The following is a 24,976-nucleotide window of genomic DNA, read 5'->3' on the forward strand; positions in this document are numbered from 1 at the left end:
CGTTCGTCAAGTGCCGCAGAGCTTTTTTTTGGCAGCGCCAGCTGCCAATTCATTCTTGTCGTCGTATCCAGCTGCGTCGTTTTGAACCGCGCCCGTTTCTTCGGTCGATGGCTGCGCCCGCATCGCGGATCGCGCCAGACACCCATGAGGATCAAGCATCGGCCCAATCGAGGCCTTGCCCTGGCGGCATAGCCGCCCCAGAAGAACGTTGGTGCCGTCCCGCATCCAAAAGAGTTTCACAGAACCATGGCTGTCGGCGTGCCGGCGCCAATCTCCGGATGGCTTGCAGTTCGGGATTTACGGTGACAGTGCACTTAATTTGACATGCGCCGTCCGAGCGCGCAAGGTGGCGCATGGCTCGCCTTGCCCGTGTCGTCGTCCCTGGTCTGCCGCACCACGTCACCCAGCGCGGCAATGGTCGTGCGCGAACATTCTTCGGCGACGAGGACTACGCGCTGTACCGCGATTTGCTCGCGACCCATTGCCGGGCGGCTGACGTCGCGGTGTGGGCGTGGTGCCTGATGCCGAACCACGTGCATCTGATCCTGGTGCCGTCGGATGCCGACGGTCTGCGCCGGGCGCTGTCGCGGGTGCATCGCATCTATGCCGGCGTCATCCAGGCGCGCCGCAAGCGCAGCGGGCATTTCTGGCAGGGGCGGTTCGGCGCGGTGGCGATGGACGAGGCGCATCTGGCGGCGGCGCTGCGCTACGTCAGTCTCAATCCGGTGCGGGCGCGGCTGGTGGCTCGCGCCCAGGACTGGGTCTGGTCGAGCACGCGCGCGCATCTGCGCGGGCGCGACGACGGCCTGACCGCGCGCGAGCCGGTGAAGACGATGTTCCCGGACATCGCCGGACTCCTGACCCGCGCGCCGGAGGACGAGGACGTTGCCTTCGCGCGTCTGCGCGCCGCCGAGAGCGTCGGCCGGCCGATCGGCAGCGACCGCTTCCTCACCCGCATCGAGAAAATGACCGGGCGCGTGCTCAAGCCGGCCAAACGTGGGCCGAAGCCGGCAGCGGAGGATTGAGCGGGGAGGGGGACATTGCTTCAATGCCTGCTGGGTTTTGTGCACTGTCACCGTAACCAGAGATTAAGACCGGCACGCGAAGGATCATCGAGTATCTGATGTCACCACTGTTGCGGTATCGGCATGAGAGCTTGAGGGAGAGGTGATTTCGTAGGCTGCAATCCGCTAGAACCCTTGCGATCATTACGATATTGGACCGATAACCAGCTATGATCATGCAACAGTTTCTCAAACGCACGTTCCAAAGTGGATGATCGATATCCGTTTGTGTCAGATGGTCCGCCAAGCTAACAAAGGGCACGCGTATGGTTGATGTAGCTTTGACTATCTTCATATTCGGAATGACTTGTTGGACGGACTGGTATTTTGGACGCTTAATTATAAGCGCCGTTCGATCCGGAACGTGGTCGATGAATGGCGCTATATTTAACCGATCGGCTCGTCCCGGAATGTACTACTTCGCTATATTCGGAGCCCTTCTGTTCGTGATCATAATGACGGCTGCGTCCTATGCGGTGGCCACGAAATGGCTGCGGCAGTAGTAGCTGGTCAAAGAACGATCAAAGGAAATTGACGATGGGAACCTTTGCGGAAGACTGGGCCGAAAATTTTGTTCGCGATTTGAGGGGCGCTCTAGATGTGCCTCACGGCATTACCGCGGGCTATAATGCCTACGTTCAAATGACAAACGCCTTTATGATCAATCAATGGACACCGTCTACGTGATGCTACTGATCACGACCCTCGTTCTGGGGTTCGTCGCAACCGTCCTATGGGGGACAGACTTCGAGTGGTTTGGGCGCGATGTCGAGGCTGCTTACATCTTCAAGCTGGTCGGCATCGGGCTGTTCGTGTTTTTCTTAATCGCGATCACTTTCGGCCTCCTCTGAGACTTCACAAACCCAATTTCGGTGACAGCACTGAAGACCGGAATCGCTGTTCAGAACGCGGGGGGCGGGCAGCTACGTCGGGATCAACGTAACCGATAACATTAGTATTGACTAATGAATTAGTGCTTGCTATTGTTTCTGCATGACCGAAGCTGAAACCGTTACGGCCGTCATGCGCGCCTTGGCCGACCCAACCCGGCGTGCGGTGTTCGAGCGCATCGTCGAGGCCGACGAGATCACCGTCGTCGAACTCACCCGCGGCAGCACCGTCACGCAGGGCGCGATCTCCCAGCATCTGAAATCCTTGAAACAGGCCGGCCTGGTCTGCGAGCGCCCCGAGGGCCGCAAGGTCTATTACCGCGCCGAGCCACGCGGCCTGGAGCCGCTGGCCGACTGGATGAGCCATTACGGCGCGTTCTGGCGCGACCGCTTTGCCAATCTGAGAAACCTGCTGAAGGACATCGATCCATGAACCAAGCCGTGAACGCGGATACGCGGGCCATTGTCGTCGAGGACATCTTTCCGCATGCGCCGGAGATCATCTGGAAAGCCTTGACCAATGGCGAACTGATCGGTCGCTGGCTGATGGCGCCGAAGGGATTTGAGGCCGTCGTCGGCACTCGTTTCACCTTTCAGACCACACCGGCGGGCGAATGGGATGGCACCATTCATTGCGAGGTGCTGGAGGTCGTGCCGAACGAGCGGCTGTCCTACGCGTGGAAGGGCGGCCACGCCGGCAATGTCGGCTACGGCGCGAAGCTGGAGACGGTGGTCACCTTCAGTCTTTCCAAGGCGGACACGGGCACGCGCCTTCGCCTGGTGCATTCCGGCTTCGTAATTCCAACCAACGACACCGCCTATCGCAAGATGAGCGAAGGCTGGAAGAAGGTCGTCGCCAATCTCGACCGGATCGCCGGCGAAGAGGCGTCGTCGAAACAGCTGCACTGATGCCAAAGGAGAACGGTATGACCCAGTCCTATGCCGGCGGCTGCGCCTGCGGCGCGGTACGCTATGAGATCACGGGCGAGCCGGCCGTGATGCTGGACTGCCAGTGCCGGCAATGTCAGCGCGACAGCGGCACCGGGCATCAATCGCATTTGACCTTCGTCGCGGCGGAGGTGAAAGTCGACGGCGAGGTGTCGCATTGGCAGACCACAGGCGACGGCGGCACCGTAAAGCGGCGCGCGTTCTGCCCGACCTGCGGCTCGCACGTTCACCTGACATTTCCCGCGATGCCCGATGTGTTCATCGTTCCGCCGGCGAGCCTCGACGATCCCAGCCGCTACAAGCCGCAACTGGTGTCGTGGACTGTGGCGGGACAGGCCTGGGATCACCTCGATCCGGCGCTGCCGAAATTCGAGAAGATGCCGCCCAGGTGAGTTCGGTCGTTGGGGCTTAGGAGGGTTGACTATCGACATTGTAGACCGCCCGTGTGTTCGTCCGCGAAGGCCGACGATCCAGTGCGCGGTGACGTCTCGGTCCAATATCTTCTGCTGCGGAGTACTGGATGCTCCGCTTTCGCGGAGCATGACAGCCGTGGAGATCGTGATATCTCGACCCAGCACCCGCCGCCGATCTAGAAAATCGGCCGTCGATTCACCAGAACCTGAGCCGTGCCACCGGGTTGTACTCGGCTGCAGTTGAGCTCTAGGATCGTAAGATCATCCCCCACTGGCGGTACGATGTCGCGATTTCTGAATTGGTTCTTCCGAAATCGCGCGACCGGCGAGATCACGATCGCCCAGATGCCGAACCCCGCTCTGTGGATCGTGCTGGTGGGCAGCCTCGTGGGCTGGGTTTGGCATCCGCCGGGTCAGGCAGGCGCCAATCTGGATTGTCTCGTCAAAGCCAGTCTCTTCGTCTGGGCGTTCGACGAACTCCTGCGCGGCGTCAATCCCTGGCGGCGCTGCCTCGGCGCAGCCGTGCTGGCGTATGTGATCGCGACCGCGGTTTAGTGGACATCAGCGCGTTGGCCACGTGATGATGTGCCCGCTTGACATGCATCAACGGATGACGATGGCTACCGACCGATGGTCGGTGGGATGTCATCCGATGTGGAAGATTCAGGCGTGAGACGTCTCGCACGTTCGATGCGGGCCTTTGGTGCAGGAGCCGCAGCCCGATGAGTTCGGCCGTCACCAACGACGGGGGCCCCGCCGCGCCTCCTGATCGGTCCGGCGCCACCCCGGTGTTCCGCGCCCGCAAGCTCTCGAAGACCTATCGGATGGGCGAGGTCGAGGTGCACGCGCTGCGCGACGTCGACCTCGACATCTACGAAGGCGAGCTCGTGGTGCTGCTCGGGCCGTCGGGATCGGGCAAGTCGACCTTGCTCAACATTCTCGGCGGGCTGGACAGCCCGACCTCGGGCGAGGCGCAGTGGCGCGATCATCAGCTGGTCGGCGCCGGCGATGCCGAGCTGACGCGCTACCGGCGCGAGCATGTCGGCTTCGTGTTTCAGTTCTACAACCTGATCCCGAGCCTCACGGTCCTTGAGAACGTCGCGCTGGTCACCGAGATCGCCGACAAGCCGCTCGATCCGCTCGAGGTGCTCAAGCTCGTCGGCCTCGAGCGGCGGATCGACCACTTTCCCTCGCAGCTGTCCGGCGGCGAGCAGCAGCGCGTCGCGGTGGCCCGCGCCATGGTCAAGGCGCCCGACGTGCTGTTGTGCGACGAGCCGACCGGCGCGCTGGATTATGAGACGGGGAAGGTCGTGCTCGCCGCGATCGCCCGGGCCAACGCGCAGCTCGGGACGACCACGATCATCATCACGCACAATGCGGCGATCGCCGGCATGGCCGATCGCGTGCTGCGGCTCGGCGGCGGGCGCATCGTCGGCGAGACGCGCAATGCGCGGCGCCTCTCGGCCGATGAGGTGCGCTGGTGAGCCTGCTGGACCGCAAGCTGTGGCGCGACATCGGCGCGATGCGCGGACAGGTGGTCACGATCGCGCTGCTGGTGGCGGCTGGTGTCGCCGTGTTCGTCGGCTCGGTCTCGACCTATTTGTCCCTGCGCGGCGGCTGCGAGCAGTTCTATGCCGACGGCCGGTTTCCGCAGATCTTCGTCACGCTGAAGCGGGCGCCGCTCGCGCTGGTGCCGCGGCTCAATTCCATTCCTGGCGTGGTCGCGGTCGAGCCGCGCATCGTGCGCGAGGTCATCGTCGATTGGCCTGCCGTCTCGCAACCGGTCTCGGCTCGCCTGGTGTCGCTGACCCATGCCGGCGACGAGCCCCTGGCGCGGTTGCATCTGCGCCGCGGCACGGCGCCCGAGCCGGGCGCCGCGCGCAGCGCCGCGGTCAACGAGGCGTTTGCCGACGCCAACGGCGTCAGGCCGGGCGGCGAGATCCGTGTGCTGCTCAATGGCCGGGTGCAGGGCTTCCGGATCTCCGGCATCGCCCTGTCGCCGGAATATGTCTACGCGGTGAAGCCCGGATTGCCGATTCCCGACGATCGCCTCTATGCCATTCTGTGGGTCGACCGGAGCGCGGCCGAGGCTGCCTTCGACATGAAGGGCGCGTTCAACGACGCCGTGATCGCGCTCGCCCCGGGCGTCGATCCCAAGCCCGTCATCGAGGAGCTCGACCGGCTGCTTGAGCCCTATGGGTCGATCGGCGCGATCGCGCGGCGGGACCAGCCGTCGAACCGCTTTCTCGAGGACGAGCTGAACCAGCAGAAGGTGATGTCGATCACCATTCCCATCATCTTCTTCGGTGTCGCCACGTTCCTGCTCAACGGCGCGCTCGGGCGGCTGGTCGCGGCGCAGCGCGAGCAGATCGCGGCGCTGAAGGCGCTCGGCTTTCCGACGCTGCTGCTCACCTTGCACTATCTCAAGCTGATGCTGGTCATCGTGCTGATCGGATCGGCGCTCGGCATCGCCGGCGGCGTCGGCTTTGGCCGTGCCATGATCACGAGCTATCAAGGGTTCTTCCGTCTGCCCGAGCTGCCATTCCGGCTGGCGCCATGGGCGGCGGTGGCCGGTGTCGCGATCAGCGTCGCGGCCGGCGCGTTCGGGGTCATCACGGCGCTTCAGGAGGTCGTCGGCCTTGCGCCGGCGGAAGCCATGCGGCCCGCGATGCCGCTGGGGTTCCGCCGCTCCTGGATCGAGCGCATCGTGCCGGGCAGGGCGTTCGGCGCGCGGCGGATGATGATGCTGCGCAACGTCGCGGGGCGGCCGTTCCGCTCGCTGTTCACCATCATCGGCATCGCCTTCGCGGTGCCGATGATGGTGCTCGGGATCTTCTGGCGCGATGCGATCGGCGACATGATCGAGCTGCAGTTCAACCTGGTCGAGCGCGGCAACGCCATGATCACCTTTGTCCACCCGGTCGACCGTGCGGTGCTGCGCGATCTGGCGCGCCAGCCCGGCGTGCTCGCGGTCGAAGGTCAGCGCATCGTTCCGGTGCGCCTGCGCGCCGGGCATCAGAGCTACCTGACCTCGGTGATCGGGCTGGCCGCGACGGACGAACTGCGCCGGCCGCACGATTCCGCGCGCCGTCCGATCGTGGCGGCGCCTGATGGCATTACGCTGACCCGACGCCTTGCGGAGCGCCTGGCGCTGAACGCAGGGCAGATCGTCACGGTGGAGGCGATGGAAGGCCGTCGCCGGCGGCGCGACGTTCCGGTCAGCGCCATCGTCGATGAGGCGGTCGGCATGGCGTCCTACATGGATATCGACACGCTCAATCGCTTCACCGGCGAAGGCGCGGCGGTCTCGGCGGCGAGCCTCCATGTCGAGCCGGCGGCGCTGGCTGCGCTCGGTGCGAGCTTCAAGACCATGCCGGCGATCGAATCGGTGACCATGAAGGCCTATGTCATCGCATCGTTCATGGAGAAGATCGCGGGCCTCGTGTTCGTCGTCGCCGGCATCCTGACCGGCTTCGCCGCGATCATCACCGTGGGCGTGGTCTACAACAGCGCACGCATCAGCCTGCAGGAGCGGGCCTGGGAGCTCGCCAGCCTGCGGGTGCTCGGCTTCACCCGCAGCGAGGTCGCGGGCATCCTGTTCGGCGAGTTTGCGCTGGACATCGCGGTCGGGATTCCGCTCGGCCTGTTGCTGTCGCGCGGCGTCATTGCGCTGATCGCGCACCTGCATTCCAGCGAAAGCTTCCAGATTCCTGGCGTGATCGCGCTGCAGACCTACCTGATCGCCACCGCGGTGGTCTTGGCCAGCGCCGCGATCAGCGCCATCATCGTCCGCAGGAGGGTCGATCGGCTCGATCTGGTCGCGGCCCTCAAGACCAGGGAATGAGCATGCGTCCCGTGTTGCGCCGCCTCGGCATCGTGTCAGCGTTCCTGGCGGCCGCCGCCGTCATCGCCTGGATGGCGATGCCGGGCGCAGTTCCGGTGGAGACGGCCGTGGTGACCAAGGGGCGGTTCGTTGCCACCGTCGATGACGACGGCAAGACGCGGGTGCGCCAGCGCTACATCGTGGCCGCGCCGCTCGCCGGCAGGCTGGGGCGCATCCGCTTCAAGGCCGGCGACCAGGTCAAGGCGGACGACGTGGTTGCCACCATCACGCCGGGGCCAGCGCCGCTGCTCGATCCGCGCGCCCGCCGCGAGACCGAGGAGCTGCTCGGCGCGGCAGAGGCCAACGTCGAGCGGGCCAAGGCGGTCGTGGCCCGAGCGCAGGCGCAGAGCGCGCAGGCAAGCGCCGATCTGGCGCGTACCACGGCCCTGGCCGCCAGCGGAGCGGCGACCGCGCAGGCGCGGGAGCGTGCCGAGCTCGCGATGCGGATCGCCGAGCGTGACCTGCGCGCAGCCGAATATGTCGACCATGCCGCCGAGCACGAGCTGAGCCAGCTCAGAGCGATGCTGGTGCGCTACGGGAGCAAGACCGATGCCGATGCGCCGGCGGATAGTTGGAGCGTGACCGCGCCGGTCGGCGGGCTGGTGCTGAAGGTGACCCAGGAAAGCGAAACGACGGTGCAGCCGGGTGCGGCATTGCTCGACCTCGGCGATCCCCACGATCTCGAAGTGGTCGTCGACGTGCTCAGCACCGATGCGGTCGAGATCCGTCCCGGCGCTGATGTCACGATCGATCGCTGGGGCGGCGCCGGCCGACTCTCTGGGCGGGTTCGCCGGGTCGAGCCGGCGGCGTTCACCAAGATATCGACGCTCGGAATCGAGGAGCAGAGGGTCAACGTGCTGATCGACATCGTCTCGCCGGCCGAGCAATGGCAGCGGCTCGGCGATGCCTATCAGCTCGATGCGCAGATCGTCGTCTTCACGCAGGAGGATGCGACCATCGTTCCGACCGGCGCGCTGTTCAAGCGCGGTGACGACTGGTCGGTGTTCGCGCTGAAGGATGGGCGCGCCGAATTGCGCACCGTCCGGCTCATCCGGCGCTCAGGCCGGTTCGCCGCCGTGGCCGACGGCGTCGCCAGCGGCGATGTCGTGATCATCTATCCTAGCGACCGGGTGGCCGACGGCGTCAAGGTCGCGCCGCGCTGACTTGCGGCGCCGTCGGGCCCGAGGAGCGGCCGGCGATCGTCGTCAGCGCTGCGACGCCAACTCCCTGAGCCGCGCATGACGCGCCAGCGCATGCGCGATCAGACTGTCCATCAGCGCCGGCTGGGGCAGGCCGGTGGCCTCCCACATCTTCGGGTACATGCTGATGTTGGTGAAGCCCGGCAGGGTGTTCACCTCGTTGACGTAGACCTCCTCGCCGCGGACGAAGAAATCGACGCGCGCGAGACTCTCGCAGCAGAGCACGCCGAACACCTCGGTCGCCATTTTGCGGATGCGCGCGGCGAGACCCGGCTCGACCTGTGCCGGGACGTGCAGCGAGGCACCCGATGCGTCGGTGTATTTGGCCTCGTAGGAATAGAAGCCGTGGCTGTCGGCCGGCACGATCTCGCCGAGCTCGGACGCGGCGACCTTGCCGTCGGGATGCTCCAGCACCGCGCATTCGATCTCGCGCACCGGGCTGATGCAGCGCTCGATCAGGATCTTGCGGTCGAAGCGCAGCGCCAGGCGGCAGGCGGCGGCGAACTCCTCGGCACTGCGCGCCTTGGAGATGCCGACGGAGGAGCCGAGATTGGCCGGCTTGACGAACAGCTCGGACGACCCGACGGCGTCGACCGCCGCCTCATAGGTCACCGGAGACGCTTCCGTCATGGTGACGAACGGCACGATCGGCAGGCCGGCATCGCGGAGCAGGCGCTTGGCGACGTCCTTGTCCATCGCCGCCGCCGATCCCATCACGCGGCCGCCGACATAGGCGACATCGGCGAGCTCCAGCGCGCCCTGCACGGTGCCGTCCTCGCCGTTCGGACCGTGCAGCACCGGAAACACGACGTCGAAGGCAAGCTCGCGCGGGGCGCCGTCGCCGATGACCAGCGCGCGGCCCTGGCCGGCCGGCAGCAGCACGATCTGCGGGCCGTCGGTCGGTACGGTCAGCGCCGCGCCTGTACCGTCATTCGCAGCGTCGGCGAGCACCCAGCGCCCGTCGGTGGTGATGCCGATCAGCGTGACGGCGTAGCGGCCGGCATCGAGCGAGCGGAAGATGTTGGCCGCCGAGGCCCGCGAGACGTCGTGCTCCGCCGAGCGCCCGCCGAACAGGATCGCCACGCGCGTCTTTGTCTCTGTCATCGTCCTCATCCAGCCTGGTCTTTGCGGTGCGCGACCGTACAGCCAGAGGGCGACGCGTGGCAATTGAGGTGTTGTGGCCGGTGTGGTGGACAAGGCGACGCCGTCATGCGGCGGCGCTCACCGCCAGCCGATCCCTCCGTCCGAGCACACCGACGTCGTCCTGCCGGCATGCATGCAGCCGCGATAGAGCGGCGGCTCAATGAAACGGCCGGACCAGATGCCGCGGCCGGCGCGGCGGGCGGCGCGCTGATCGGCGGTGTAAACGCCGCGCGAATATTGCGGCTCCTCGACCGCGAGCCCGCGCGACACCATGAACTGGCCGAGATCCGTCGCGCCGGCGGCGCAACGCGCGACGATGCGGCCGTAGCGATCGCCGTCGACCGGCATGCAGCGCAGAACCTTGCCGCGCGTGAAGGCGTCCAGCGTGTTGGCGGCCAGCGCGCCGCAGCGATACGGCCTGCGGTCGCGGCCGCGGCAGAGCTGTGCGCTTTCGGGCGCGTCGATGCCCCACAGGCGAATCCGCTCGCCGTGAATGTCCAGCGTGTCGCCGTCCACGATGCTGACGCGGCCAGCGAGCTCAGCCGCTGCGGCGGGGAAAGCGAGGAGAAGCGGCAGAACGAGGCAGGGGAGGAAACGTCGCAAGATCGGCACCTGACGCTGAGAGGGGCGTGATCGCTCGCTGCGCGAATCGATCGCGGATCATCCCGATCTATAGCGAAGTGGAGTTGCGCGATTGTGTGGCAAGCGCAGCGACAGCAGGGGAGCGTGAATCCGCGCAGTTCGTCCAGAGAGCTTCGCGGTTCAGCGAAGGCTCGCTTTCTCTGTGCGCCCATCCTGCGCGCGGGCCGCGCGCTCGACCTCGGCGGCGAGCATGCTCAGATGCTCGGCCAGACGCGCGAACAGCTCGCGCTTGTCGCGGTCGGTGGCGAGATCACGAATGAGGGCGCATTCCGCCGCGTCGGCCCGCAGCTTGTCCGGCTGAGTCATCAACTCTGACATGTTCCGCTTCCCTGCCGCGCCGGCAAGTTTTCGAAACAACGGATCGTCATGATTGTTCCGAGTATCCACGTATTTTTCGAGCGGGCGCAGTCAGCGCCTGATCGGAGTACCTCTGCCCGGATCCGAGGGGACGCGACGCTGGGTATTCGACCGCCTATCGCTCACCGGGCCACCATGTCGAGGCCGGATGCGCGGCCGAGATCTTGGTCTCGCGCAACGCCACCAGCGCGCTGCGCTTGTAGGGATGACCGCGAAGCCGCGAGCAATCCTGGCAGCGCATGTAGCGCTCGAGCTCATGGATTGGCGTCGTCTTGGCGCGCCTGATGATGTCGAGCGCGACGGTCTGATTGGTGTCGCAGCCGAGGCAGCGCACTTCGAGATAGAAATAGCCGGCGTTGAGCGCATCGCCGAGCAGCGGTGACGGCTGCGCCGGCCCCTTGTAGCCGAGCATGCGCTTATTCCAGGCGTCGCAGGCCAGACGATCCGCTTCCTTACGCGCACGCGCGGCCTGCTCCTGCGCGATGCGGATGCCGGCACCGTAGAGTCTCTCGCGCGATTTCGTCGTCATGGCCGCGATGATCGACGCTGCGGCGCTCAGCGGCAAGCCGCTAGGGTTAGCGCAGCGAGAAGCGCCGGATACAAGCTCTTTCGCGTGCAGCGTTCCGATACCGTTGTCTTTTCAGTTCGTCGGCGAGCCTGCGACGAACTCATCGTGCAACGTCCGGCATTCGTGCCGGCGCAGACGCGACGCGGAGTGCGTGCCCTTGGCGGCGGAGCGGTGGCTTCTCCCACCGCGCGGCATGATGCGTTCCGTCTGGCGCAACAGGGGTAGCCAAACGCAACGGCGCGGCAAAGGTTCCTAAAATATTTGCGCCCCGGTGGCAGTTCCTTCAGCTTGTTCCAGCCGGCGTCCGGCGATAGACCTTGCCTCCGGGGTCAATCGTGCGCGCGGGTCGGAGTTTCTCAGATTGGATCGTTCGGAGCAGACGGTGGTCGGCGACCACGTTTCTGCTCACCATGCTCGCCGTCGCGATTTCGACCGCGGGCCGGATCGGGCTGGATTATGCCGGCGCGACGCTGCCCTACGCGACGTTCTACCCGGCGGTGGTGTTCGCAGCGCTGCTCGGCGGCATTCCCGCAGCCATTTTTGCCGCCTGGCTGTCCGCCACCGTGGTGCTCGTCGGCTTCACCGATCGTCCTGATCATGCCGAGGCGATCAACCTCGTTGGATTCCTGAGCACCGCGGCGCTGATCATCTGGCTCGGGCATCTCTGTCGCGGCGCGCTCGTGGAGCTGAAGCGCAGCGAGCATGCGCGCGAATTGCTGCTCGGCGAGCTGAGGCATCGCGTGAACAATCAGCTCGCGTTGTTTCAGGCGATCGTCAGATCGAGCCTGTCGGGCGAGGATCGCGCCAAAGGGGAGGCGATCGCGCTGCGGCTCGACGCCGTCGCGCGCGCCAACAGTCTCGCCTGGTCGGACCACCGCCTGATGACCTTGCGCATGCTGCTCGACGTCGAGCTGCAGCCGTATCGCGCCTCCGGCGCCGTGACGATAGACGGGCCGGACATGCCGTTGGGGCCGGAAGCGGTGCGCAATCTCGCGCTGGTGTTCCACGAACTCGCGACCAACGCCGTCAAATACGGCGCGCTGCGCGGTCAGGGCGGACGGCTCGAGGTCCAGATCGCGCAGGAAGGCGGCCGCGGCACCGTGGCCTGGCGCGAGCTCTGTCCGCACGCGATCGAGCCGCCTGGGAGCGAGGGATTTGGCGCGCGCATGATCCGGGCGAGCCTCGCAGCGATCGGCGGCAGCATCGAGCAGGATTTTCGCGACGAGGGTCTGGTCTGTCGGATCAGGTTCGAAGCGGCGATGTGACGGCGTGTCGGCGGTCGGTACGCGCGGTCGCGGTGATCTCCGGACTCCAGCGCGGAGCATGCGCGTGTTTGCGTTGTTTGTCCGTCGCATGGAACGACGGTCGGCTTGATCGCCGGCACGAAACGCTTCACCATTCCCGGCAGAACAATGAAGCGGCGGCGCCGCAGGGGCGGGAGACATCGGATGCAATGCTACGAGCTGCAGGGGCCCGGCGGAATCGATGCGCTGGCGCTGGTCGACAAGCCCGTGCCGCAGCCGGGCAGGGGCGAGGTGCTGATGCGGCTGACGGCAGTGAGCATCAACTACCGCGATCTCCTGACCGTGAGGGGCGGCTACGGCTCACGGCAGAAATTTCCGCTGGTGCCGCTGTCCGACGGCGCAGGCGTGGTCGAGGCGGTCGGCGATGGCGTGTCGGCGTTCGCAGCCGGCGATCGTGTCGTCGGCAGCTTCTTCGAGAGCTGGACGGGCGGCGAGCCGAGCGAAGCGAAGATGCGTGGGGCGCTCGGCGGCGGCGTCGACGGCACGTTGACCGAGTATCGTGTCTTTCCGGTGCAGGCGCTGATCAGGACGCCCGCGCATCTCAGCGATGTCGAGGCCGCGACCTTGCCCTGCGCCGGCGTCACCGCCTGGAGTGCCGTGATCAAGCTCGGCGGCATCAGGCCGGGCCACACCGTGCTGACGCAAGGCACCGGCGGCGTCTCGATCTTTGCGCTGCTGATCGCGAAAATCGCGGGCGCGCGGGTGATCGCGACGTCGTCGAGCGAGGCCAAGATCGCGCGGCTGAAGGCGCTCGGCGCCGATGTCACGCTGAACTACAAGCAGGTGCCGGACTGGGGCAAGAAGGCGCGCGAGATCACCGGGCAGGGCGTCGATCTCGTGGTCGAGGTCGGCGGCGTCGGTACGCTGAATGAATCGATCCGCGCCACCCGGATCGGCGGCACCATCGCCTTCATCGGCGTGCTCGCCGGCGCGCCGGCCTCTGAGCTGCGGCTGCCGCTGATGGTGATGCAGCAGCAGCGGCTGCAGGGCGTCACGGTCGGCTCGGTCGACGATCTCCAGGCGCTGGCGAACGCGCTGACGCTGCATCAGGTGAAGCCGGTGGTCGATCGCGTGTTTGCGTTCGGCGAGGCGCGCGAGGCGTTCCACTACATGGCGAGTGGCGCGCATGTCGGAAAGGTGGCGATCGCGATCGGGTAAGGGCGCTGCATCAATTTTCTCGTCATTGCGAGGAGCCGAAGGCGACGAAGCAATCCAGACTTGTTTGCTCGCCGCCCTGGATTGCTTCGCTGCGCTCGCAATGACGGCGTGAGTTGCGCTTGTTTTGAGCCCTGCCGGGATATGCGGTCAGCGGACCGTCTCTCTGCCATCCATCATGCCCTTGCGCGGGGGCAGCGTCATCGCGATCACGCCGAGGACGACGCAGGCGAGCCCGATCCAGGCGCTCGGCGCGAGGCGCTCGCCGAGGCCGGCAACGGCAATTGCAACGCCGATCGGCACGCGCAGATAGGATTGCGCGGTGGCGCCGATCGAGCCGAGCGTCTGCACCAGGCGGAAATAGATCACCATCGCGGCCGCGGTCGAGACGGTCGCGAGCGCGGCCAGCGCCAGCACCGAGCGCAGCGACGGTGCCAGCGTCCACGGATGGTCGACGACGAGTGCGAGCGGGATCAGGACCAAGGCGCCAGACAGCAGCGATCCCGCCGCCGGCAGCATAGGGTTGAGTCCCTTGAAGCTCTTTCCCATGATCGCGGCGCCGGCATAGCAGATGGTGGCGGCGACGATCGCAATCTGCGCCCACAACTCGCGGCCAAGCCCGCCCAGCGCCTCGGTGCCGATGATGAGGCAGGTGCCGGCGAGTCCGGCGGCGACGCCGACCAGCTTGCGCAGGGTGACGGGCTCGTGGTGCGTCACCAGCGCGGTCAGCAGGAAGGTGAAGATCGGCGAGGTGGCGTTGAGGATCGTCGCAAGGCCCGCCTCGACGGTGCGCTCGGCCCAGGCGATCAGCGTGAACGGCACGACGCTGTTGAGGCCGGCCTGGATCATGAAGCGACGCCATATCGTCCGGTCACGCGGCCAAGCGAGGCCGCGGCTGCGGATGATCGCGGCCAGCAGCAAGCCCGCGATCAGCGTGCGTGCCGCGATCAGGGTCAGCGGCGGGATGGTCTCGACGCCGATCTTGATGAAGGTGTAGGAGGCGCCCCACAAGGTCGAGAGCAGAACCAGGAGGGCGATTTCGCGGCTGAGGTCGGAGCGGCGTTGCATGGGGGACTCGCGGCGGAGAAGGACGCCTTCTCATAGCGGCCCGGCAGCGCTCGACGTTTCGATGCGGAACGAAACGTTCCGGCTCCGAACGAAGTAGCCATTCCGGTTCGTGCGCTGCGCCCCTGGATCGCTTCGCTGGCGCTCGCGATGGCGGAGCTTGGAGGAATTCCGGTGCCCGCCACGCCCGTCATTGCGAGCGAAGCGAACAATCCAGAATGTGGGGTGGGCGAAGGCGCGACCGCGCCGCGTGAGATCGTGATGGCACCGTGCCCACCATCTCGTTGCGAAGAATGACGCGCTACGGTGGGCACACTGCCGCTTTGCCCACCCTACGTTTTTATCAGCTCATCAGTTCGCCGGCATGCTCTTCTCGACCAGCTTCACCCAGTACGATGCGCCGGCGCTGAGGATGTTGTCGTTGAAGCGATAGGCCGGGTGGTGGCACTCGTTGCCGGGGCCCATGCCGAGGAACACGAACGCGCCGGGGCGGGCCTCCAGCATGAAGGCGAAGTCCTCGCCGCCCATCAGGGGAATGGCGCGGTCGTTGACGCGCTCGTCACCGGCGACGTCGCGGGCGACGTCGGCGGCGAAGGCGGCCTGGGCCGGGTGGTTCATCGTCACCGGATATTTGCGCTCGTAGATCGCCTCGGCCGAGCCGCCATAGGCACGGGCGGTGGCCTCGGTGACCTCGACGATGCGCTTCTCGACGAGGTCGCGGATATCCGGATCGAGCGTGCGGACGGTGCCGAGCATCTCGACGGTCTCGGGGATGACGTTGAAGGTGGTGCCGCCATGGATCGAGCAGATCGAGATCACCGCGGATTTCAAGGGATCGACGTTGCGCGCGACGATCGACTGCAGTGCGTTGACGATCTGCGAGGCAATCAGGATGCTGTCGACGGCCCTGTGCGGGCCGGCGCCGCCATGGCCGCCCTTGCCGGTGACCTTGATGTGGATCGCATCGGCCGAAGCCAGCATCGCGCCCGGCGAGATTTCGAAATGGCCTTCGGGGACGCCCGGCATGTTGTGCATGCCATAGACCTCCTGGATGCCCCAGCGCGTCATCAGGCCGTCGTCGACCATCGCCTTGCCGCCGGCGCCGCCTTCCTCGGCCGGCTGGAAGATGACGATGGCGGTGCCGTCGAAATTGCGGGTCTCGGCGAGATATTTCGCAGCGCCCAGCAGCATCGCGGTGTGGCCGTCATGGCCGCAGGCATGCATCAGGCCCGGCGTCTTCGAGGCATAGGGAACGCCGGAGGTTTCCTCGATCGGCAACGCATCCATGTCGGCGCGCAGGCCGATGGTCCTGCCGGAGCCGGACTTGCGGCCGCGGATCACGCCGACCACGCCGGTGCGGCCGATGCCGGTCACGACCTCGTCGCAGCCGAATTCGCGCAAGCGGTCGGCGACGATGCCGGCGGTGCGATGGACTTCGTACAGCAGCTCGGGATGTTCGTGGAAATCGTGGCGCCAGGCGGCCATTTCGTCGGAGAGCGCGGCGATGCTGTTGAGGATGGGCATGAGGACCGGATGACTCGCTGAGTTGATCGGAACGCTGCAGTGATGCGGCCAGGCCAGCCGACAGCACCGCGCAACGACCGACTATGACCCGGTCAAAAAAGCGAGGCAAGTTGCGGCCGGCCATGGCGCCATGCGCGGATGCGCGGTCACCTCGACGGACGATGCCGGTCGTTCCGGATTGCGGAACGGGATTCAGGCGAGCGGGGCGGGGGCGGGCACGCGGGGGTATTTGCGCTCGGGCGGCACCTCCAGGCGGAAGGCCCGCAGCTTCGGCTCGTCCCACGCTGCCAATGGCGTGCCGCAGACGCCGCAGTCGAACCGCCCGGCAGCGCCAACGGCGGATGTCGATTCCGCGATCTCGTAGGCGGCACGGCAATGCGGACACGTCACGCTGGATATCTTCATGAGATCACGCTCCCAAACAGCTCGACCAGACACCTTGAACCGGATCAATGCGCTCCATGAACCGACGTCATCGCGTCCGATCGTCACGCCTCCTCGGCCTGCCACGGCGTCGGCGCCTTGGTGAAGGCGCGCCACGCCTCGCGCAACGGCTGCTCCACGCCGGCCATGGCATGCGTCTGCCAGCCGGTGATCGCGGCGGCCGCGATCGCCGCGTCGGTGGAGGTGGTGCCGAGGGTCTCGATCACGCCGGCGGTGACCGCCATGTCGTTGTAGTGGCCAAGCTGTTCCTGGAAACCGGCGAGCGTCCGGGCATATTTCTTCGCCGATTTGCTCGCGCCGTAGAGCGGCAGCAGGAAGTCGATGCTGTAGCGCAGCTTCTTCAGCGCGAGACGCAGCCGGTGGCGCCGCTCGGCCGGCAGCTTCTTGAAGCGGCGGCCGCGCTTGAGCACCTTCTGGTGGCGCTCCGACAGGACGGGCCCGGCGAAATCGATCGCGGGCGCCGCGAGGCGTCGGAGATCGTCGGGGGAGACGTCGTTGCGCCAGCCGCGGGTCTCGATCCATTCGCCGAGGCCGAGCACGAAAGCGGCGCAGCGGCGCTCGGCAAGCGCGATGCGCAGCGTGCGATAGGCGAGTTCGCGCCGCCGCTCGGCGAGCGACCGGAGCGAGTCGAAGCCTGCAACCGTGGGGCACGCCTCGGCGATCTCGGGCAGCGTATCGGTCAGGAACACGTCGAGGTCGCGCGCCGCCGAGAGGCTCTGTGCCAGCCAGCGCGCATCCGCCTCGAGACCGTCGAGCGTCGCCGAGGTCCCGAGCGGCCGCATCAGGTGCAACGCGGCGCGCAGGCGGCGCAGCGCGACCCGCAACTGATGCACGCCTTCTGTATCGCGTCCGTCATCTGCTGCAGGCATTGCCTGCAGCAGATGACGCAGGCTGCCGCGCAGGACGACGGCGAAGCTCTCGTCGAGAGACACCGCCGGATCGAGGCGCAGCTTGCGCGGCTTTTCGGCCCCCGGCGCTGCTCCGGCTGCGAGGTCGAAACCGCGGGAGGATTTGCTGCGGATCGAAGGTCTGATCGGTCCGTGATCGGCGATGCGCTGCGCGATCTCGTAGATGGCGGCGGGGTTGCCGCTTTTGAGCTCCAGCTCGATCTCGCTCACGATCTCACAGTGCTCGCCGGCCTTGATGACACCGCTGTCGAACGCGATCTCGATGGTCGCGCCGGGCACGTCGAGCATGCGCGCGTGACGATGCACGTCGGCCGTGAACACCGCCTCGAGCGTTGCATCGGCCAGCGCGGAGCGAAGCTCCTCCGGCAGCAGCGCGGCCGCCAGCAGCGGATCGGGCGCCAGCGAGCTGACGCTGGCCTCCCACTCTCCGCGCTTGAGCGGGTCGTCGCTGTGCTGCTCTTTCACGGTCTGCACGAAGCGCGAGCCGCTCTGGCGCACCCGCAAGGTGAAGCCGTTCTTCCACAGCATGCGCTTCGGCGTGTCGTAGTAGACCGATGTCAGATGCTTGCGCGAACCCTTGTTGCGCGCATGCGCGGTGACGACCGGTGCGTTGTTGAAGCCGGCGAGTTGATCGGGCGCGACGAGGAGCTTCAGCTCGATCTCATGGCCGGCGCCGGCCGCGGGATCCGGCAAGGACGGCGTCACGACCTCCACGCCCGGCGCCACGGCATCCCCCCGTGTGACCGCGTGATCGGCAAGGTGCTGTGCAGTCAAGCTATCGACGGCGCCACCGGGATCGCTGCTCGCCGAGTCACCACTATCCCGCACGCCGACCGCATGGCCACCGCCGTGGATCGACGCCGTTGCGTTCGAATCGGGCATGTGTCGATTCTGTAACCGTTTAGTGACAGTCATCTCTCGTATAGCTGCAGCCGGCACAAAGGGACAGTGGCATTTCTCGCAGGCGGCTGACGATGCTCGACGCGCCTGCGCTTATCGGTCGCATTTTTTGTTGCTACTTCAATGACAAGTGCTCGCGCTTGCGGCCGGCGGGCGCTCACGAAGATATGTCCCTCGTAGCCGCGCAATGCACCGTCGCCCGGCCGCGCTGCCACAGCGGGAACTCAGATCGAGCCGGTCAGCATGAAACGCGTGGCGATGAAGACGGCGGCTGCGGTGGTCGCAATGCTCGCGGCGGCCACGAGACCGCGGCCGCGTCGCGCCAGCGCGCGGGAGCGTTCGCGCGGATCCTGCGTCGGATCGATGGGTATGCGCCGGCTGCGCCGGTGGCGCACCGCCTGCACCCAGAAGGCAAGCGCGGCGATGCCCGTTGCGACCGCAAACACGGTCGTCACGCCGGCGGCAAAGCCGAGATCGACGCCGACGCTCTCCAGCATGGCCCGCAGATGCACCGCAAAGCGTGCCAGGAGAGTTGCGGCATAATCGGCGGCCGCGGCACCCGTATAGAGCAGAACCGCCGTCCACACGACCGCGGCCATCGCAATCAGGATCGACAGCAGGACTGCGAGCCCGTCGCCGGCCATGAAGCCGATCGAGGCGGCGATCAGCGCCAACGCCGGCATCACGTTGCCCATGGGGATCGGAAGGATGATGGTGACGGCCATCAGCAGCAGCGGCAGCGCGAGCAGCATCCGCGCCGGCCGGCCGGTCAGCCAGACCAGCCGGTCCTCACGCAGGCCGCGCTCGGCAAAGCCCGCCCAATCGAGTCCGGCGCGGATCACCTTGCGCAGCAGCCGCTGCGGCACCGGCCGGCGGCGCAGCGGCTCGGGCAGCCATAGCCGCTCGGCGCCGAGCAGGATCTGCAGTGCGACGAGAGCCACCAAGGTGCCGAACACCATGCCGAACGGGCCGGGCAATGGGATCAACGCCGGCAAGGTCAGCAGCAGCAACGTCAGGCCGAGACCTTCCGACTCCAGTCGGTCGAACAATTCGCCGATGGACGGCTCCTCGGACCGCACCGTGCGGGCGATCGCGAGCAGCCGGCGGCTGATCGGCCCGTTGTGACGGCGCGGCGCCGACGAGTCCTCATCGTTGGATGCGACATCATTTATCACCGCGCGGCAACCTCATGTCCTTTGGCCTGCGTCACTTCATCTGCTCGACGGCAGGCCGCGTCTTCCACAGCGAATAGGCGATACCCGCGCCGAGCAGACCGAAGGTGATGCCGAGCGAGAGGGCGGGCGGAAACTTCTCGAGCCCGAGCAGGTCGGCAAGGAAGATCTTCGAGCCGATGAAGATCAGCACTGCCGCCAGCGCCAGCTTCAAATACTGGAAGCGATCGACCATCGCGGCAAGCGCGAAATAGAGCGCGCGCAGGCCGAGGATCGCGAAGATGTTCGAAGTGTAGACCACGAACGGGTCGGTCGAGATCGCGAAGATCGCGGGCACGGAGTCGACGGCGAAGACGACGTCGGCGAACTCGATCAGGATCAGCGCCAGGAACAGCGGCGTCATGAACCAGGTCGGCCTGCCGCTTGCATCCGGCTGGCGAACGAAGAAACGCTCCTCGTGCAGGCGGTCGGTGACGTCGAAGCGACGGCGCACCCAGGCCAGTGCCGGATTGGAGCCGATGTCGTGCGGCTTGTCCTTGAACACCAGCATCTTGATGCCGGTCGCGACCAGGAACAGCGCGAACAGATAGAGCACCCAACTCGCCTGGGCGACGATCACGGCGCCAAGGCCGATCATGATCGCGCGCAGCACGATGACGCCGACGATGCCCCAGAACAGCACGCGGTGCTGATAGACGCGCGGGATCGAGAAGTAGCTGAAGATCATGGCGATGACGAAGACGTTGTCCATCGCCAGCGCCTTCTCGATCGTGAACGCGGTGAGATAGGCGGTGCCGGCCTCGCCGCCGAGCTGCCACCATACCCAGCCGCCGAAGGCCAGGGCGAGCATGATGTAGATGGCGCTCATGACGAGGCTCTCGCGCACCGAGATCTCGCGCGTCTTGCGATGGAGGATGCCGAGATCGAAGATTAGGAGGGCGAGCACGATTGCGAGGAAGGCGAGCCACATCCAGACGGGCTTGCCGGCAAACGCGATGAGCAGGAATTCCACGACGGGTCCTCTTATCTAGCCGGTGAAATTGATGTCAGGTCCGACATCGTGAGCGCACCGGCAGCTTCACCAGAGGGGCCCGGACCAGGGGTAGGGAACGGACGTATGTGTGTCCCGATCGGTTTTCAAGAGCCAGCCCCTTGCGTCCACGTTCAGCAAGATGAACGTGGAGGTGCGACAGAGTGTCTGCTGCCGCGGCAGCCGTCTTGCGGGCGTGCGGCTGCAAACTAATTCCAGAGGGCCGGAGATCCGGGCCCCTCTGATAGTCCATGCGACTATGATGTCGGACTCTCTTTCATGACCGATGCCGCTGGCAGTGATCCCGCTGGCGGTATTGCGCGCTTCGGAGCGCTCCTGAGGAGTTTGACCAGATGCGGCCACACGCGTCGCTTGTTGCTATCAGCCCTTGCGGCTCTCGCCCCAGACATCACCAGCCCAACAATCACTCCCCCGCTCATACCTCCCGGAGTCCCTCGGATGGCGGCCCTGATCGTGATGGAACCGGAGCGCCTGCTCGTCGCTTGGTATGGAACCGGTGCGCTGATGCGCACGGGCATCTCGTGTACGGGAGACAATCGTGACCACGGGGGGTGACCAGATATCGATCGCGAAGGCGCCGCCGTCGCGCTCGGCCGTCACAACGCGCCGTCTCTTGATGATCATCAACCGCGGCAGCCGCTCCGGCGGCGAGGCTGCGGGCATTGCCGTGTCGCGGCTGAGTGCGGCCGGCTATGATCTCGTGATCTCGGCGCCGCATAGTCCGCGCGAGGTGGCGCCGTGGATCGAAGCCCATGCCGACGATGCGGAGGCGGTCGTCGTCGCCGGGGGGGACGGCAGCCTGAACGCGGCTGCGCCCGCACTGGTCAGGACCGGCCTGCCGCTCGGCATTATTCCAGCCGGCACCGCCAATGACCTTGCCCGCACGCTCGGCCTGCCTGATGACATGGAGGCCGCGGTCGACGTGATCGCCGCCGGCCACCGCCGCCAGATCGATCTCGGCGAGGTCAATGGTCATCCATTCTTCAATGTCGCAAGCCTCGGCTTGAGCGCCGAGCTCGCGCGTCAGTTGACCAAGGAGACCAAGCGCCGGTTCGGCCGGCTCGGCTACGCGATCACGGCGCTCAAGGTGCTGACCAATGCGCGGCCGTTCCGGGCCATGATCGTGTCGTCCGACGGCGCGGCGCGCGTCAAGACCTTGCAGATCGCGGTCGGCAACGGCCGGTATTACGGTGGCGGCATGGCCGTCCAGGACAGCGCGGAGATCGACGATTCCCATCTGGATCTCTATTCGCTGGAGATCGGCCGCGTCTGGAAGCTGCTGGCGATGGCCTATGACTTCCGCAAGGGCCGCCACGGCCTGTGGCAGGAGGTGCGGGCCACGCGCGACACATCCTTCGAGATCCGCACGCGGCGTCCGCGTCCGATCAATGCCGATGGAGAGCTCGTCACCTTCACGCCGGCGCGCTTCGGCGTGCTGCCGCGCGCCGTCTCCGTATTCGTCCCCAAGGCCGAAGGGCAGGGCCGCACCTGACGCGATGGCGCTTGATCCGCCGTTTGCGGCCGCTCGTTTTCGACTGATCACCCGATTGAGAGACCCATGACCAAGCAGACCCGCTTCAATTTCTGGTACGCGATCGTCGCGATCTTCGTCGCGATGATGATCCACAATGCGTGGACGAGCTATCGCCAGGTCGCCGTCATTCCCTACAGTCAATTCCAGGATCTCCTGTCCGCCGGCAAGGTGAAGGAGGTCGGCGTCTCCGAGAACTATCTGGAAGGCACGCTGAAGGAGCCGCTGCCCAGCGGCCAGTCGCGCTTCGCGACGACGCGCGTCGACCAGGAGTTCGCCAAGGAGCTCAGCAAGGCCAACGTGACGTTCACCGGCCGCGTCGAGAGCAACATCCTCGGCGACATTCTCTCGCTGGTGATGCCGATCGCACTGTTCTTCGGCGTCTGGTACTGGCTGTCGCGCCGGATGATGGGCGGCGCCGGCGGGCTCGGCGGCGGCCTGATGCAGATCGGCAAGAGCAAGGCCAAGGTCTACGTCGAATCCAACACCGGCGTCCGCTTCGACGACGTCGCCGGCGTCGACGAGGCCAAGGACGAGCTGCGCGAGATCGTCTCGTTCCTGAAGGATCCGAAATCCTATGGCCGTCTCGGCGGCCGCATGCCGAAGGGCGTGCTGCTGGTCGGCCCGCCCGGCACCGGCAAGACGCTGCTCGCCAAGGCGGTGGCCGGCGAGGCCGGCGTGCCGTTCTTCTCGATCTCCGGCTCGGAGTTCGTCGAAATGTTCGTCGGCGTCGGTGCGGCGCGCGTGCGCGACCTGTTCGAGCAGGCCCGCGCCAAGGCGCCCGCCATCATCTTCATCGACGAGCTCGATGCGCTCGGCCGCGCCCGCGGCATGGGCCCGTTCGCCGGCGGCCATGACGAGAAGGAGCAGACGCTCAACCAGCTGCTGGTCGAGCTCGACGGCTTCGATTCCTCGACGGGTCTGGTGCTGCTGGCGGCGACCAACCGGCCCGAGATTCTCGATCCGGCGCTGCTGCGCGCCGGCCGCTTCGACCGCCAGGTGCTGGTCGACCGGCCCGACAAGCCGGGCCGCATCCAGATCCTGCAGGTGCATCTGAAGAAGGCCAAGCTCGCCGCCGACGTCGATCCGGAGAAGGTGGCCGCGCTGACGCCGGGCTTCACCGGCGCCGATCTCGCCAACCTCGTCAACGAGGCGACCTTGCTGGCAACGCGGCGCGGCGGCGACGAGGTCAGGCTCGACGACTTCAACAACGCGATCGAGCGCATCGTCGCCGGCCTGGAGAAGCGCAACCGGCTGCTCAATCCGAAGGAGCGCGAGATCGTCGCCTATCACGAGATGGGGCATGCGATCGTTGCGATGAGTCTGCCGGGCACCGATCCCGTGCACAAGGTCTCGATCATTCCGCGCGGCGTCGGCGCGCTCGGCTATACCATCCAGCGTCCGACCGAAGATCGCTTCCTGATGACGCGCGAGGAGCTGGAGAACAAGATGGCGGTGCTGCTCGGCGGCCGCGCCGCGGAGCTCGTGGTCTACGGCCATCTGTCGACCGGCGCCGCCGACGATCTGCGCCGCGTCACCGACATCGCGCGCTCGATGGTGACCCGCTACGGCATGTCGGAGCAGTTGGGCTCGGTCGCCTACGAGCGCGACAACCAGTCGTTTCTTGCGCCGGGCGTCTCACGCAGCGCCGAGTATGGCGAGGCCGCAGGGGATGCGATCGACGCCGAGGTGCGTGCGATCGTGACATCAGCGTTGGAGCGGACCCGCAAGCTGCTGCAGGACAAGCGCGACGTGCTGGAGCGCGCCGCCCGCCGCCTGCTGGTCAAGGAGACGCTCGACGAGACCGAACTCGCCGCGCTGCTGAAGCAGGACCAGCGCGCCGGCGATCTGGTTGCGGCGGCGAAGCCGATGTAGTTGGTGCTGTGTAGGGTGGGCAAAGGCACAGCCGTTCTCATTCTACGAGCGAGATCGTGAAGGCGCCGTGCCCACCATCTGATCGCTTGCTCTGCCGCACGACGGTGGGCACGCTGCCGCCTGACGGCGACTGCTTTGCCCACCCTACGAAGGCGCAGCGTGTTGACCTCGTAGCCCGGATGAGCGGAGCGATATCCGGGGTCTCCAACGCTGCCTGCGATGAACCCGGATGTCGCTGCGCTCATCCGGGCTACGCGCTCACCGCCGCGGCCACATCCGGGCCAATGTCTCGTCCTTCTTGACGAACTCATGCCAGAGCGTGGCGGCGATGTGCAGGCCGACGACGAGATAGACCACATAGGCCAGCGCGTCGTGCGTGATCTCGCCGGCCTGCGCGATCGTCTTGTCGCCGGCGAACAGGCGCGGCCAGCTGAACGTCCAGAAGTAGCGCAGCGAGTAGCCGCCGGCCGACGAGAACATGTAGCCGGTGACGGGCATGACCAGAAGCAGCGCATAGAGCGTCCAATGATTGAGCTGCGACAGCGCGCGGACGATCGGGCCGAAGGCGGCCGGAGCTGCCGGGGCCGTCGTGCGAGACCGCACGATCAGACGGAGAATGGCGAGCAGAAACAGCGTGCCGCCGAGCGACTTGTGGATTTCCAGCAACTCGCGCCGCGGCGATGTCCCAGCCGGCTGCAGGCCGCAATAGAGTCCGATCAGCATGGCTGCAATGAACAGCAGCGCCGTTGCCCAATGGATCCGTCGCAGCAGAGGATCATAGGTCGCCGGCATGTGGGTGTCTCGTCGATGGGGGAGCAGGACGACCTGCATAGGCGCTCGTCTGGTCGGTGTCGAAGGATCAGAGGTCGACGACGAGATGTCGGACAACCGCACAAAGGTATCTGCTGATCATTTTTGAGTGATTCCATGCGTGCCGCTC

At 66.4% G+C, this 24,976-nt stretch carries 24 protein-coding genes; 13 read left to right on the forward strand and 11 right to left on the reverse strand.

Annotated elements, in window-relative coordinates:
* Window positions 1-353 precede the first annotated feature (353 nt).
* From QX124_RS22010 to QX124_RS22050, 9 genes are all read left to right on the forward strand, one after another.
* Window positions 354-1,025 carry a transposase gene (locus tag QX124_RS22010; protein ID WP_315798255.1) on the forward strand — a complete coding sequence of 224 codons (672 nt, stop codon included), beginning with the start codon at window positions 354-356 and terminating at the stop codon, window positions 1,023-1,025.
* A gap of 707 nt (window positions 1,026-1,732) precedes the next feature.
* The gene (locus tag QX124_RS22015; RefSeq protein ID WP_315737369.1) at window positions 1,733-1,915 is read left to right on the forward strand and encodes a hypothetical protein; all 183 of its coding nucleotides are present in this window, start codon (window positions 1,733-1,735) and stop codon (window positions 1,913-1,915) included.
* A 142-nt stretch (window positions 1,916-2,057) separates the two neighbouring features.
* Window positions 2,058-2,387 carry a metalloregulator ArsR/SmtB family transcription factor gene (locus tag QX124_RS22020; RefSeq protein WP_315798256.1) on the forward strand — a complete coding sequence of 110 codons (330 nt, stop codon included), beginning with the start codon at window positions 2,058-2,060 and terminating at the stop codon, window positions 2,385-2,387.
* A complete protein-coding gene (locus QX124_RS22025) occupies window positions 2,384-2,863 on the forward strand; it encodes an SRPBCC domain-containing protein (protein ID WP_315798257.1) in 480 nt (159 codons plus the stop codon). The genes QX124_RS22020 and QX124_RS22025 overlap by 4 nt, the downstream gene beginning before the upstream one ends.
* A 17-nt stretch (window positions 2,864-2,880) precedes the next feature.
* Window positions 2,881-3,294 carry a GFA family protein gene (locus tag QX124_RS22030; protein WP_315798258.1) on the forward strand — a complete coding sequence of 138 codons (414 nt, stop codon included), beginning with the start codon at window positions 2,881-2,883 and terminating at the stop codon, window positions 3,292-3,294.
* 303 nt (window positions 3,295-3,597) lie between these two features.
* Window positions 3,598-3,870: a hypothetical protein gene (locus QX124_RS22035; RefSeq protein ID WP_315776776.1), complete on the forward strand. Its 273-nt coding sequence runs from the start codon at window positions 3,598-3,600 to the stop codon at window positions 3,868-3,870.
* Window positions 3,871-4,037: 167 nt separating this feature from the next.
* Complete coding sequence (locus QX124_RS22040) at window positions 4,038-4,799, forward strand: ABC transporter ATP-binding protein (protein ID WP_315737374.1); 762 nt, start codon at window positions 4,038-4,040, stop codon at window positions 4,797-4,799.
* Window positions 4,793-7,159, forward strand: coding sequence for an ABC transporter permease (locus QX124_RS22045; protein ID WP_315798320.1), 2,367 nt, complete (start codon window positions 4,793-4,795; stop codon window positions 7,157-7,159). The genes QX124_RS22040 and QX124_RS22045 overlap by 7 nt, the downstream gene beginning before the upstream one ends.
* A gap of 2 nt (window positions 7,160-7,161) precedes the next feature.
* Window positions 7,162-8,361 (forward strand): efflux RND transporter periplasmic adaptor subunit, encoded by a 1,200-nt coding sequence (locus tag QX124_RS22050; RefSeq protein WP_409997734.1) that lies wholly within the window; start codon window positions 7,162-7,164, stop codon window positions 8,359-8,361.
* Between the two features lie 42 nt (window positions 8,362-8,403).
* Here the strand turns inward: QX124_RS22050 and QX124_RS22055 are convergent, their stop codons facing one another.
* From QX124_RS22055 to QX124_RS22070, 4 genes are all read right to left on the reverse strand, one after another.
* The gene (locus QX124_RS22055) at window positions 8,404-9,501 is read right to left on the reverse strand and encodes a D-alanine--D-alanine ligase family protein (protein ID WP_315798260.1); all 1,098 of its coding nucleotides are present in this window, start codon (window positions 9,499-9,501) and stop codon (window positions 8,404-8,406) included.
* Window positions 9,502-9,618: 117 nt separating this feature from the next.
* Entirely contained in the window at window positions 9,619-10,143 is a 525-nt protein-coding gene (locus tag QX124_RS22060) for a thermonuclease family protein (protein WP_409997733.1), read from the reverse strand.
* 159 nt (window positions 10,144-10,302) lie between these two features.
* Window positions 10,303-10,488 carry a hypothetical protein gene (locus QX124_RS22065; protein WP_315737722.1) on the reverse strand — a complete coding sequence of 62 codons (186 nt, stop codon included), beginning with the start codon at window positions 10,486-10,488 and terminating at the stop codon, window positions 10,303-10,305.
* Window positions 10,489-10,654: 166 nt separating this feature from the next.
* Window positions 10,655-11,068: a hypothetical protein gene (locus tag QX124_RS22070; RefSeq protein ID WP_315771047.1), complete on the reverse strand. Its 414-nt coding sequence runs from the start codon at window positions 11,066-11,068 to the stop codon at window positions 10,655-10,657.
* A 449-nt stretch (window positions 11,069-11,517) separates the two neighbouring features.
* Between QX124_RS22070 and QX124_RS22075 the strand changes: the two genes are divergently transcribed.
* Both QX124_RS22075 and QX124_RS22080 read left to right on the forward strand, forming a co-directional pair.
* Window positions 11,518-12,372, forward strand: coding sequence for an HWE histidine kinase domain-containing protein (locus tag QX124_RS22075; protein WP_315798261.1), 855 nt, complete (start codon window positions 11,518-11,520; stop codon window positions 12,370-12,372).
* 183 nt (window positions 12,373-12,555) lie between these two features.
* Window positions 12,556-13,569 carry an NAD(P)-dependent alcohol dehydrogenase gene (locus QX124_RS22080; protein WP_315798262.1) on the forward strand — a complete coding sequence of 338 codons (1,014 nt, stop codon included), beginning with the start codon at window positions 12,556-12,558 and terminating at the stop codon, window positions 13,567-13,569.
* Window positions 13,570-13,716: 147 nt separating this feature from the next.
* Here the strand turns inward: QX124_RS22080 and QX124_RS22085 are convergent, their stop codons facing one another.
* The 6 genes from QX124_RS22085 to QX124_RS22110 all read right to left on the reverse strand — a co-directional run bounded on the left by QX124_RS22085 (window position 13,717) and on the right by QX124_RS22110 (window position 20,591).
* Entirely contained in the window at window positions 13,717-14,634 is a 918-nt protein-coding gene (locus QX124_RS22085) for a DMT family transporter (RefSeq protein ID WP_315798263.1), read from the reverse strand.
* 348 nt (window positions 14,635-14,982) lie between these two features.
* Window positions 14,983-16,155, reverse strand: coding sequence for a M20 aminoacylase family protein (locus QX124_RS22090; protein WP_315798264.1), 1,173 nt, complete (start codon window positions 16,153-16,155; stop codon window positions 14,983-14,985).
* A gap of 192 nt (window positions 16,156-16,347) precedes the next feature.
* Window positions 16,348-16,560 (reverse strand): MJ0042-type zinc finger domain-containing protein, encoded by a 213-nt coding sequence (locus tag QX124_RS22095; protein ID WP_315737382.1) that lies wholly within the window; start codon window positions 16,558-16,560, stop codon window positions 16,348-16,350.
* A gap of 83 nt (window positions 16,561-16,643) precedes the next feature.
* Window positions 16,644-18,389 carry a CHAD domain-containing protein gene (locus QX124_RS22100; protein WP_315798265.1) on the reverse strand — a complete coding sequence of 582 codons (1,746 nt, stop codon included), beginning with the start codon at window positions 18,387-18,389 and terminating at the stop codon, window positions 16,644-16,646.
* Window positions 18,390-18,631: 242 nt separating this feature from the next.
* Window positions 18,632-19,579 (reverse strand): exopolysaccharide biosynthesis protein, encoded by a 948-nt coding sequence (locus tag QX124_RS22105; protein ID WP_315798322.1) that lies wholly within the window; start codon window positions 19,577-19,579, stop codon window positions 18,632-18,634.
* A 34-nt stretch (window positions 19,580-19,613) separates the two neighbouring features.
* Window positions 19,614-20,591 carry a TerC family protein gene (locus tag QX124_RS22110; protein WP_315798266.1) on the reverse strand — a complete coding sequence of 326 codons (978 nt, stop codon included), beginning with the start codon at window positions 20,589-20,591 and terminating at the stop codon, window positions 19,614-19,616.
* A gap of 577 nt (window positions 20,592-21,168) precedes the next feature.
* Here QX124_RS22110 and QX124_RS22115 point away from each other — a divergent pair.
* Window positions 21,169-22,122, forward strand: coding sequence for a lipid kinase (locus QX124_RS22115; protein WP_315798267.1), 954 nt, complete (start codon window positions 21,169-21,171; stop codon window positions 22,120-22,122).
* Window positions 22,123-22,188: 66 nt separating this feature from the next.
* Window positions 22,189-24,036 carry an ATP-dependent zinc metalloprotease FtsH gene (gene ftsH, locus QX124_RS22120; RefSeq protein WP_315798268.1) on the forward strand — a complete coding sequence of 616 codons (1,848 nt, stop codon included), beginning with the start codon at window positions 22,189-22,191 and terminating at the stop codon, window positions 24,034-24,036.
* 258 nt (window positions 24,037-24,294) lie between these two features.
* Here ftsH and QX124_RS22125 read toward each other — a convergent pair whose 3' ends face one another.
* Window positions 24,295-24,828 (reverse strand): cytochrome b, encoded by a 534-nt coding sequence (locus QX124_RS22125; protein ID WP_315798269.1) that lies wholly within the window; start codon window positions 24,826-24,828, stop codon window positions 24,295-24,297.
* Between the last annotated feature and the right edge of the window lie 148 nt (window positions 24,829-24,976).

Source organism: Bradyrhizobium sp. SZCCHNRI3043 (assembly GCF_032377735.1).
Classification (GTDB): Bacteria; Pseudomonadota; Alphaproteobacteria; order Rhizobiales; family Xanthobacteraceae; genus Bradyrhizobium.